Source organism: Pseudomonas floridensis, assembly GCF_002087235.1.
Lineage (GTDB): Bacteria > Pseudomonadota > Gammaproteobacteria > Pseudomonadales > Pseudomonadaceae > Aquipseudomonas > Aquipseudomonas floridensis.
On record NZ_MUIO01000124.1, the window covers coordinates 1 to 9,585 of the forward strand.

A 9,585-nucleotide genomic window follows, 5' to 3' on the forward strand; every position below is an offset into this window, starting at 1 on the left:
GGAGAACCAGTTTTGCAGCAGATGAATGCGCAGCATGGTTTCCAGAGGATAAGGTTTTCTGCCACCGCCGGCCTTGGGGTAGAACGGTTCGATCAGGCCCAGCAGACCTGCCCAGGGCACGACCTGATCCATCTCGGCGAGGAAGCGTTCGCGGCGTGTCTGCTTGCGTTTACCGGCGTATTCGAAATCGGAAAAGCTCATCTGGCTCATGGGCGGCTCGGATCAGGTGGTCAGGTGTATTTCATCACATTTGGGGACATGTTCGGAGAATCCCTAAGCGCCATGACACGCGGATTATCTTTTCGACTCTTTCAGACTTGCCTTCGTATGAAAGGCTGCTAAACATAAACAGCTAAACAACACATTGTTTATGTCAGAACAGCGATATGAAAAAGTAAGAAACTTCCTAAAAATTTGAAATTCGACGTTATTGCTTTTTTATAGTTTCTCAAGACTTGCATTGGCAATTAAATTTGAAATACTGCGATTTCAAATGTTATCGCGAAACGGTCCGTTTCAAATTTCCCAAGGATGTGGAGTATGTTGCGTCGCCGCATGTTGATCATGCTGGGCGTTGTGTTACTCGTGGTGCTTGCGCTCGCGGGTTACAAAGCCTTTTCGGTCTATCAGCAAATCCAGCAGTTCAGCGCGCCTAAACCGCCCATCAGTGTGGCGGTGGTCACGGCTGTCGAGCAACCCTGGCAGAACCGGCTTCCGGCCATTGGCACGTTGAAGGCACTGCAAGGCGTGGACCTGAGTCTGGAGATTGCCGGCACGGTCAAGGCGCTGCAGTTCGAATCCGGTCAGAAAGTACGGGTGGGGCAGCCCTTGTTGCAACTGGACAGCGATGTCGAACGGGCACTGCTCGGCACCGCCGAAGCGGACCTTGGGCTGGCGCAGGTCGAACACGGACGCGGCAGTCGGCTGGTCGGCGATCAGGCGATTTCCCGAGGTGACTTCGACAAGCTGGCCGCCCAACTGAAGAAGGCAAGCGCCACGGTCGCGCAGCTCAAGGCCTCACTGGCCAAAAAACAGATTCTGGCGCCGTTCAGCGGTACCATCGGGATTCGTCAGGTGGATGTCGGTGATTATCTGGCCAGCGGCACTGTGATCGCGACGTTGCAAGACCTCAGCAGTCTGTATGTGGATTTTTACGTGCCCGAACAGGCCGTGCCGAAGCTTGCCGTCGGGCAGCACGTGCAGGTGAGTGTCGCGGCGTATCCGGGACAGTCGTTCAATGCCACGGTCAGCGCGATCAACCCCAAGGTCGACGAAAACACACGCAACGTGCTGATTCGCGCCGCCCTGCCAAACCCGGATGGCAGGTTGCTGCCAGGCATGTTTGCCGACCTTCAGGTCATTCTGCCCAGCGCCCCCAGCCAGATCGTGGTGCCGGAAAGCGCGATCACCTACACCCTGTACGGCAATTCGGTTTATGTCGTGGTACCGAAGCGCACCGAGCACGGCGAACCCGAGAAGAACGCCGCTGGCGAGGCACAGCTCGCGGTCGAGCGTCGTTTCGTCGAGACCGGCGAACGTCGTGCCGGCAAGGTGGTGATCAACAAAGGGCTCAAGGCCGGTGATCAGGTGGTCAGTGGCGGTCAGCTCAAGCTGGCCAACGGTGCTCATGTCGCTGTCAGCGCCGACGCCACGCAATCCACCGACGCCAGCCCACCAACACGCGCCGACTGAACAGGGAACCTTCATGGCTTTTACCGACCCGTTCATCCGTCGTCCGGTCCTGGCAACCGTCGTCAGCCTGCTGATCATACTGCTGGGCTTTCAGGCGTTAGGCAAGCTGATCATTCGCCAATATCCACAGATGGAAAACGCACTGATCACGGTCACCACAGCCTATCCGGGTGCCAACGCGGAAACCATTCAGGGCTACATCACCCAGCCGTTGCAGCAGAGTCTGGCCAGCGCCGAGGGGATCGACTACATGACGTCGGTCAGTCGCCAGAATTTCTCGATTATCTCCATTTATGCGCGCATCGGCGCGGACAGCGACCGGCTGTTCACCGAATTGCTGGCCAAGGCCAACGAGGTCAAGAACAAGCTGCCTCAGGACGCCGAAGACCCCGTGCTGAGCAAAGAAGCGGCTGACGCGTCGGCCCTGATGTACATCAGCTTCTACAGTTCGGAACTGAACAACCCGCAGATCACCGATTACCTGTCTCGGGTCATTCAGCCCAAGCTGGCGACGCTGCCCGGCATGGCCGAAGCCGAGATCCTGGGCAATCAGGTGTTCGCGATGCGCCTCTGGCTGGACCCGGTGCGCCTCGCAGGTTTTGGCCTGACCGCTGCGGATCTCACCGACGCCGTGCGGCGTTACAACTTTCTGTCGGCGGCTGGCGAGGTCAAAGGCGAATACGTGGTGACAAGCATCAATGCGACCACCGAGCTCAAGTCGGCAGAAGCGTTTGCCGCCATCCCGCTCAAGACCGATGGCGATAGCCGGGTATTGCTTGGCGATGTGGCGCGGGTCGAGATGGGCGCGGAAAACTACAACTCGGTCAGCTCGTTCGACGGCATTCCATCGGTGTACATCGGCATCAAAGGCACGCCGAGTTCCAACCCGCTGGATGTCATCAAAGAGGTCCGGCGGATCATGCCGCAGCTGGAGAGTCAGTTGCCGCCGAGCCTCAAGGTGTCCATCGCCTACGACGCCACGCTGTTCATCCAGGCATCGATTCATGAGGTGGTAAAGACGCTGGTCGAAGCGGTCCTGATCGTGATCGTGGTGGTGTTCCTGTTTCTCGGCGCGTTACGTTCGGTTCTGATCCCGGTGATCACCATCCCCCTGTCGATGGTCGGTGTGCTGTTCTTCATGCAGTTGATGGGCTATTCGATCAACCTGCTGACTCTGCTGGCGATGGTTCTGGCCATTGGTCTGGTGGTGGATGACGCAATCGTGGTGGTGGAGAACATTCACCGGCACATCGAGCAAGGCGAGACGCCGTTTGACGCGGCCATCGAAGGTGCCCGGGAAATCGCCATGCCCGTGGTGTCGATGACCATCACACTGGCTGCCGTTTATGCGCCCATCGGTTTTCTGGAGGGGCTGACCGGTGCCTTGTTCAAAGAGTTCGCGTTGACCCTGGCCGGAGCGGTGGTGATTTCCGGCATCGTCGCCCTGACGCTGTCGCCGATGATGTGCGCCATGCTGCTGCGCCACGATGAAAACCCCAGCGGACTGGCGCACAAGCTCGACCAATTGTTCGGCGCGCTCAAGGTGCGCTATCAACGGGTTCTGCACGCCACGCTGGACACGCGCCCCGTGGTGATCGTGTTTGCGGTCATCGTCCTGTGCCTGATTCCGGTTCTGCTCACCTTCACCAGATCGGAACTGGCACCGGACGAGGACCAGGGCATCATTTTCATGATGGCCACCTCGCCTCAGCCAACCAACCTGAACTACATCAACGCCTACACGGACCGTTTCGTGAAGCTGTTTCGGGAGTTTCCAGAGTACTACTCCTCATTCCAGATCAATGGATTCAACGGCGTGCAGACAGGCGTCGGCGGCTTTCTGCTCAAGCCGTGGGACGAACGAAGCCGGACCCAGATGGAGATCCTGCCAGATGTCCAGGCGCGGCTGGCCGACATTCCCGGTCTGCAGATCTTCGGCTTCAACCTGCCCTCGCTTCCCGGCACTGGCGAAGGTCTGCCGTTTCAGTTCGTGATCAATACGCCGAACGACTACGCGGCGTTACTGGAAGTGGCCGAACGCATCAAGAAGCGGGCAGCGGATTCAGGCAAGTTTGCCTTCATGGACATTGACCTGGCATTCGACAAGCCGGAAGTGGTGGTCGATATCGACCGGGCCAAGGCGGCGCAAATGGGTGTGTCCATGCAGGACCTGGGCGCGACACTGGCGACGCTGCTGGCCGAGGCGGAAATCAACCGGTTCACCATCGAGGGCCGCAGTTACAAGGTGATCGCTCAGGTCGAACGGCCCTATCGCGACAATCCGGGATGGCTGAATAACTATTACGTGAAGAACAGCGAAGGCCAACTGCTGGCATTGTCCACGCTGATCACCGTCAGCGACCGCGCACGGCCACGGCAGCTGAATCAGTTCCAGCAGCTCAATTCGGCGATCATTCAAGGCTTCCCCGTCGTCAGCATGGGCGAGGCGCTCGATACGGTCCGGCAGATTGCCAACGAAGAAGCTCCTGAAGGCTTCGCCTATGACTACGCCGGGGCCTCGCGGCAATACATGCAGGAAGGCAGCGCCTTATGGGTGACGTTCGCGTTGGCGCTGGCGATCATTTTTCTGGTGCTCGCAGCACAGTTCGAAAGCTTCCGCGACCCGCTGGTCATTCTGGTGACGGTTCCGCTTTCGATTTGCGGTGCCCTGATCCCGTTGTTTCTAGGGCTTTCGAGCATGAATATCTACACCCAGGTGGGGCTCGTAACCCTGATCGGCCTGATCAGCAAGCACGGCATTCTGATCGTCGAATTCGCCAATCAGTTGCGGCGTGACAAAGGGTTGTCGGCACGCGAGGCGGTGGAAGAAGCCGCTGCGATTCGTCTGCGACCGGTATTGATGACCACGGCCGCAATGGTTTTCGGCATGGTGCCGCTGATACTGGCGACCGGTGCCGGAGCCGTGAGCCGTTTTGACATCGGCACGGTAATCGCAACGGGGATGTCCGTCGGCACCCTGTTCACGCTCATCGTTCTGCCTTGCGTTTATACGCTGCTGGCAGCCCCCGACAGACCGCGAGCAGGAACCGTTCTGACCAATAAATCCTGACCAATGAAAAGGCCCCGACAGGGGCCTTTCAGGTCAATGATGTATTCAGTTTCTCGATCCAGTCCCCTGGGCCAGGCTGTACATCAGGAGCAGTAAGTCGTGATCGGGCTTCATTGCCACCTCACTCTTCATTGCGCGAGGCAATGGGCAGTGCCCTTCTCCGTGCTGGGCACTCAGGATCTTCGTTCCAGGTTGTTCGAGTGCTGCCATGGCAACCGTTGCAGTCGCCAATGCCGCAAATACGAACAAACCTCTAGCCATTTCGAGCTTCATGACTCTAAACCTTTGATAGAGCTCCCAAACGCCGCTTGATAAAAGTAGACCAGCTTTTGCCAGTCTGCGGCGTTGAATGACGAATGGCGTCTGAGTTGTTTCATGTCGTGCTGCGCAGCACCATAAGCCGTCCAGCGGCGACGGCCTTTTTCCAGATCGAGCAGCGCCACGTCGGCTCTGACCTGGGCGCCCTCGCCCGTCACCCGAACGAAAATATGTTTGCTGTACAGGCAACTGTGCTGCCAACGGCCAAGGTGCATACGGGCCAGCGTCGTGCCCATTTCATTGAGCATCTGCTCATACAGCAGTTCGCCGTAACGCTCGCGCCCGCCGCTGGCGACCCATTTGTCGAATTCTTCGAAGCCCTCGAGCGCCTCAGTGACCAGCAGCGCCCGCCACTCGTTCTCGGTGCGCTCGGCTCCGCAGAACACAATTTGCGGCACGCTGACGCCCAGTTTGTTCAGGCCTTCAAGTGCGTCACGCTCGCGCAATACCGTAGGGCGCCCAAGCGGATGCAGCCAACTGCGATAGATATGGCCGGTCTGGCGTTTGCTGTAGAGCGTCTGCCCGTCATCCGTGATAAGCCTTTGCACACCGCTTTCACCGCCACGGCGCACATTGGGTTCTTCAACCCATTCGCCGCGCTGGCTCCAGAAATGGCTGAATCCGTTTTTATCCGGGTTCACAACTGGCTCTTTCAAGGACTGCAAACCCATCTATTCACCTTTTACGTAATACATAGACACGCCACATGGCGTACATCGGCAGGAAATCCATTCGCTTCTGAATGCGAAAACCTGCCTGTTCAAATTCGGTTTCTGCCGTGGTTACCGGTAACACAAAACGATTCTGGTAACTTTCCTGCCCATTTTTTTCCTGACGCCTGCTTTCAAGCTTTCTGCGTTTCCACGCCTTGAAATTGCCATCCACCCACAATGACACGATCACGCTGTCACGGGTAACACGTTGAAATTCCCGTAATAGAGCCATTCGGTCGCTAGACTGGCCGACATGGTGCAGCAGACGCATGCAGAAGATGCTGTCCACGGCATTATCGGGAAGATCGATCGCGAAAGCAGATGTCTGCAAGGGCCGTACCCTTTTCACTATATCTGCCGGTTGAGATTCGCAAGCGGTTCGCAGCATGTCGGCAGAATTGTCTGCCCCGATGATCGAACGGTTAGGCTTTTCGGCCAACAGTGGCCAGAAACGACCTGCGCCACATGGCAGATCCAGCACCAGACCCGGATCTCCGACCATGTGTAACGCCTTTCGTGCCAATTGTTCGTCGCGATAATGCGATAACTTGCGCCAGAGACCGTCCTGATGTTTTTCAAGGTACTGGCGAGCATGATCCTTGTCGTACTTACGGGAAAACTCAAGTTCTATACGGTCGCTCATAAGAGCATCTCCTGACGTTGATGGCCGCCAAATTAGTCAGGCAGCCGTCATCGTCAGGTCATCTGAATGTGAAAAAAACGTCACATTGACCGGGTAGATGTTTCCAGAGATTACAAGGACTTGCACGAGGTGATCGCCGCCCTGCCATGGCGAGGGCGACTCATTGGCGCTAACGTGTAGCGAATTTACGGTTTTACGCTTTCCAGCGTTACCTTGAACCGGCAGCCGTGAGGCTCCATCGGCGTCAGGCTCACGCTCCATCCCTGGTTGGCGCAGATGCGCTGCACTAACGAAAGCCCCAGACCCAGTCCCTCCCCTCGTTGTTCGTTGCCACGAACGAAAGGTTCGAACATGGCCTCGCGCTTTTCTTCGGGGATACCCACACCACTGTCCTCCACCACGAAGCTTTCGGATTGCAGTGTCAGCGTGATGAAACCGTGATCGGTGTAATGCAGCGCGTTGCGCAGCAGGTTGCCCATCACCGCGTGCAAGAAGGTGGCGTTGTAGCGGATCTCAGACACCTGACCGTCTGGCGGCGGGTTGTAGGTCAGCTTGAGGCCTTTCCCCTCGATGGGGTCACGCCATTGCGAGATCAGCTGTTCGGCGACGCCCACCAGCGTTGCCTTGGGCGTCATGGCCGGGTCTTCGCGCTGGGTGCGGGCCAGCATGAGGAACGTCTGAACCAGATCGCGCATTTCTTCACAGGCGCGCGCGATTCGTTCGACCTGACGGCGGGCCCGCTGGTCGAGCGCCGGATTCTCCAACAGCAATTCGCAGGAACTGGCCAGCACCATCAACGGCGTGCGCAACTCGTGACTCACGTCACTGGTGAACATCCGCTCGCGAATCAGTGCCTGACGCAGACGTCCCAAGGTGGCATCGAAGGCAACCGCCAACTCACCCACTTCGTCTGCGGCGTAATCAGGCGCCAGCGGCGGCGCAAGCCCCAGCAACTGGTCGCGATGACGAACCTGTCTGGCGAGGCGCACTACCGGTGCCATTACGCGTCGGGCCAGCACCCAGCCCAGAAACACCGCCAACGCCAGCGCCAGCACGAACCCCACCAATACGACAGCGAACAGCACGCGTTCGCGCTCTTCGAAATCGCTCTGATCCTGCAGCAATGCGTAGTGTCGGCCGTCAACCACCTCGATCATCGCGTGATAGGACAACGGTCCGCGAAATACTTCGTGAAAGCCGGGCTCAAGATGCCGCAAATCCTTGGGCAGGTCGAAGTCGCCAGGGCCATTGGTGAAATAGAACAACTGGTCAGGCTTGGGGCGATGGCTCCAGTCGCTGACGCTGTCCATGAGCATCAGGCGGTTGAGATCCCCGCCCAGGCCTGCGGAAATGAGTTTTTCTTCAACCAGGTGAACGGTGGAAATGATGCCGATGGCAAAGGATCCGGCAACCAGCGCACTCATCAGGGCAAAGGCAATGATGATCCGCTGGGCAAGGCTCTGTTTAAACTCCATCCCGGCCCTCGGCCAAGCGGTAGCCCACACCGTGCACGGTTTGCAGCAATGGCTTGGAAAACGGTTTGTCGATCACCTGACGCAACTGATGGACATGGCTGCGCAGGCTGTCACTGTCCGGGCAATCGTCGCCCCACAGCGCTTCCTCGAGAATTTCGCGACGCAAGACGTGCGGGCTCTTCTGCATCAGGACCGCGAGCAGCTTGAGGCCGACCGGGTTGAGCTTGAGCATGCGTCCTTCACGGGTGACCTCCAGCGTGTCGAGGTCGTAGATCAGGTCGGAAACCTGCAAGGTACGCCGCCCTCCGCCCTGGGCACGTCGCAACACTGCTTCTATACGCGCTGCCAGTTCCGACAGGGCGAATGGCTTGAGCAGGTAATCGTCGGCCCCCGAACGGAAACCTTGCAGGCGGTCGTCGAGCTGATCACGTGCGGTGAGCATGATGACCGGCGTATCACGTCGCGCGTCTTCGCGCAGGCGTTTACACAAGGTATAGCCGTCGATGCCGGGCAGCATGATGTCGAGCACGATCAGGTCGTAATGCTCGGTGGCGGCCAGATGCAGTCCCGAGAGGCCATCCTGTGCGCAATCGACGGTATAGCCTTTCATGCCCAGGTAATCGGCCATGTTTGCCAGGATATCGCGGTTGTCTTCAACCAGAAGAATTCGCATGGAGCACTCTCATATGCAGTTTGGGCTGGCGCAGCTTAAGACGAAGTGGGCGTCAGGGCCAGCGCCGAAATGGCATGACGTTTTTTTCACCTATGATTCACAACTCCCGTGACACACTCCGAAACAAATTGCCGCTCTCCACGAAAAGCGGTGTGTATTCCACCGAACTGGATTTGCCATGTTGAAAGACGCCCCAGCGCGCTGTTCCCGTCCACTCAACTTCTGGATATACCTGGGCATCCCTGCCCTCACCGCCTTGTTACTGGTTCTGCTGGAGCTGACTTCCGTGGACATGGACCTCGCCCGGCTGGCGTTCGATGCAGAGAGCGGGGCTTTCATCGGTCGGCACAGCTATTTTCTGGAAGATGTGCTTCACGACCGTGCCAAGCAAGTGGTCATGGCCTTGGGGGTACTGGCAATGATCAGTTTCGCAGCATCGTTCAAGGTCGAACGTCTGATGCCCTGGCGCCGGGAGCTGGGTTGTCTGGTGCTGTCGATGGCCCTTTCCACTGGTTTCGTCACACCGGTCAAAGTCGTGACATCGGTGCAGTGCCCTTGGAGCCTCACCGAATTCGGCGGTCAGGAAACCTACAGCGAATTGCTCAGCCCACGTCCAGCCACCGACAAGCCCGGCCGTTGCTGGCCTGGCGGTCATGCCGCAACCGGTTTCACACTGTTCGCGCTGTTCTTCATGCTGCGTGACCGCAAGCCAAAGCTGGCCAGGCTGGGATTGATAGCAGCCTTTACTCTTGGAACGGTATTTTCCATCGGCCGCATGCTGCAGGGCGCACACTTCCTTTCGCACAACATCTGGACGGCAGTGTTTTGCTGGCTGATTTGTCTGGGGGTTTATTACTTTATTCTTTACCGGCCTGAACCGAGAAGCCTGTTGACTGGGGAAACAGAATAGCTGACCGAGGGTGCAAAAAGCGGGTTATATCGATACACCTTACCCGTTCCTAATCAATAAACCCCGCCAAAAGCGTAATGCTGTTCACTTA

9 protein-coding genes are annotated in these 9,585 nt (G+C 57.8%); 3 read left to right on the forward strand and 6 right to left on the reverse strand.

Annotated elements, in window-relative coordinates; genetic code table 11:
* A partial coding sequence (locus tag BZK31_RS25330) for a transposase (protein WP_167378101.1) occupies window positions 1-210 on the reverse strand: 210 nt, incomplete at its 3' end.
* Window positions 211-540: 330 nt separating this feature from the next.
* Here BZK31_RS25330 and BZK31_RS25335 point away from each other — a divergent pair.
* Window positions 541-1,692 (forward strand): efflux RND transporter periplasmic adaptor subunit, encoded by a 1,152-nt coding sequence (locus BZK31_RS25335; RefSeq protein ID WP_083185990.1) that lies wholly within the window; start codon window positions 541-543, stop codon window positions 1,690-1,692.
* 13 nt (window positions 1,693-1,705) lie between these two features.
* Entirely contained in the window at window positions 1,706-4,762 is a 3,057-nt protein-coding gene (locus tag BZK31_RS25340; RefSeq protein WP_083185991.1) for a multidrug efflux RND transporter permease subunit, read from the forward strand.
* Between the two features lie 45 nt (window positions 4,763-4,807).
* Here the strand turns inward: BZK31_RS25340 and BZK31_RS25345 are convergent, their stop codons facing one another.
* The 5 genes from BZK31_RS25345 to colR form a co-directional block, all read right to left on the reverse strand.
* Window positions 4,808-5,035, reverse strand: coding sequence for a hypothetical protein (locus tag BZK31_RS25345; RefSeq protein ID WP_083185992.1), 228 nt, complete (start codon window positions 5,033-5,035; stop codon window positions 4,808-4,810).
* Window positions 5,032-5,751 carry a lipopolysaccharide kinase InaA family protein gene (locus tag BZK31_RS25350; RefSeq protein WP_083185993.1) on the reverse strand — a complete coding sequence of 240 codons (720 nt, stop codon included), beginning with the start codon at window positions 5,749-5,751 and terminating at the stop codon, window positions 5,032-5,034. The genes BZK31_RS25345 and BZK31_RS25350 overlap by 4 nt, the downstream gene beginning before the upstream one ends.
* 4 nt (window positions 5,752-5,755) lie before the next feature.
* Entirely contained in the window at window positions 5,756-6,436 is a 681-nt protein-coding gene (locus BZK31_RS25355; RefSeq protein ID WP_083185994.1) for a class I SAM-dependent methyltransferase, read from the reverse strand.
* Between the two features lie 185 nt (window positions 6,437-6,621).
* Window positions 6,622-7,911, reverse strand: a complete 1,290-nt coding sequence (locus BZK31_RS25360; RefSeq protein WP_083185995.1) for a sensor histidine kinase — start codon at window positions 7,909-7,911, stop codon at window positions 6,622-6,624.
* Window positions 7,901-8,584: a two-component system response regulator ColR gene (gene colR / locus BZK31_RS25365; RefSeq protein ID WP_004881475.1), complete on the reverse strand. Its 684-nt coding sequence runs from the start codon at window positions 8,582-8,584 to the stop codon at window positions 7,901-7,903. The genes BZK31_RS25360 and colR overlap by 11 nt, the downstream gene beginning before the upstream one ends.
* Window positions 8,585-8,762: 178 nt before the next feature.
* Here colR and BZK31_RS25370 point away from each other — a divergent pair, with 178 nt between their 5' ends.
* Window positions 8,763-9,494 (forward strand): phosphatase PAP2 family protein, encoded by a 732-nt coding sequence (locus tag BZK31_RS25370; RefSeq protein WP_083185996.1) that lies wholly within the window; start codon window positions 8,763-8,765, stop codon window positions 9,492-9,494.
* Window positions 9,495-9,585 lie beyond the last annotated feature (91 nt).

What these genes read in the sequence shown, in the direction of transcription:
- BZK31_RS25345 (WP_083185992.1), bottom strand. Translation starts at nt 5,035, where the DNA reads ATGAAGCTCGAAATGGCTAGAGGTTTGTTCGTATTTGCGGCATTGGCG.
- BZK31_RS25335 (WP_083185990.1), top strand. Translation starts at nt 541, where the DNA reads ATGTTGCGTCGCCGCATGTTGATCATGCTGGGCGTTGTGTTACTCGTG.
- BZK31_RS25350 (WP_083185993.1), bottom strand. Translation starts at nt 5,751, where the DNA reads ATGGGTTTGCAGTCCTTGAAAGAGCCAGTTGTGAACCCGGATAAAAAC.
- BZK31_RS25370 (WP_083185996.1), top strand. Translation starts at nt 8,763, where the DNA reads ATGTTGAAAGACGCCCCAGCGCGCTGTTCCCGTCCACTCAACTTCTGG.
- colR (WP_004881475.1), bottom strand. Translation starts at nt 8,584, where the DNA reads ATGCGAATTCTTCTGGTTGAAGACAACCGCGATATCCTGGCAAACATG.
- BZK31_RS25355 (WP_083185994.1), bottom strand. Translation starts at nt 6,436, where the DNA reads ATGAGCGACCGTATAGAACTTGAGTTTTCCCGTAAGTACGACAAGGAT.
- BZK31_RS25360 (WP_083185995.1), bottom strand. Translation starts at nt 7,911, where the DNA reads ATGGAGTTTAAACAGAGCCTTGCCCAGCGGATCATCATTGCCTTTGCC.
- BZK31_RS25340 (WP_083185991.1), top strand. Translation starts at nt 1,706, where the DNA reads ATGGCTTTTACCGACCCGTTCATCCGTCGTCCGGTCCTGGCAACCGTC.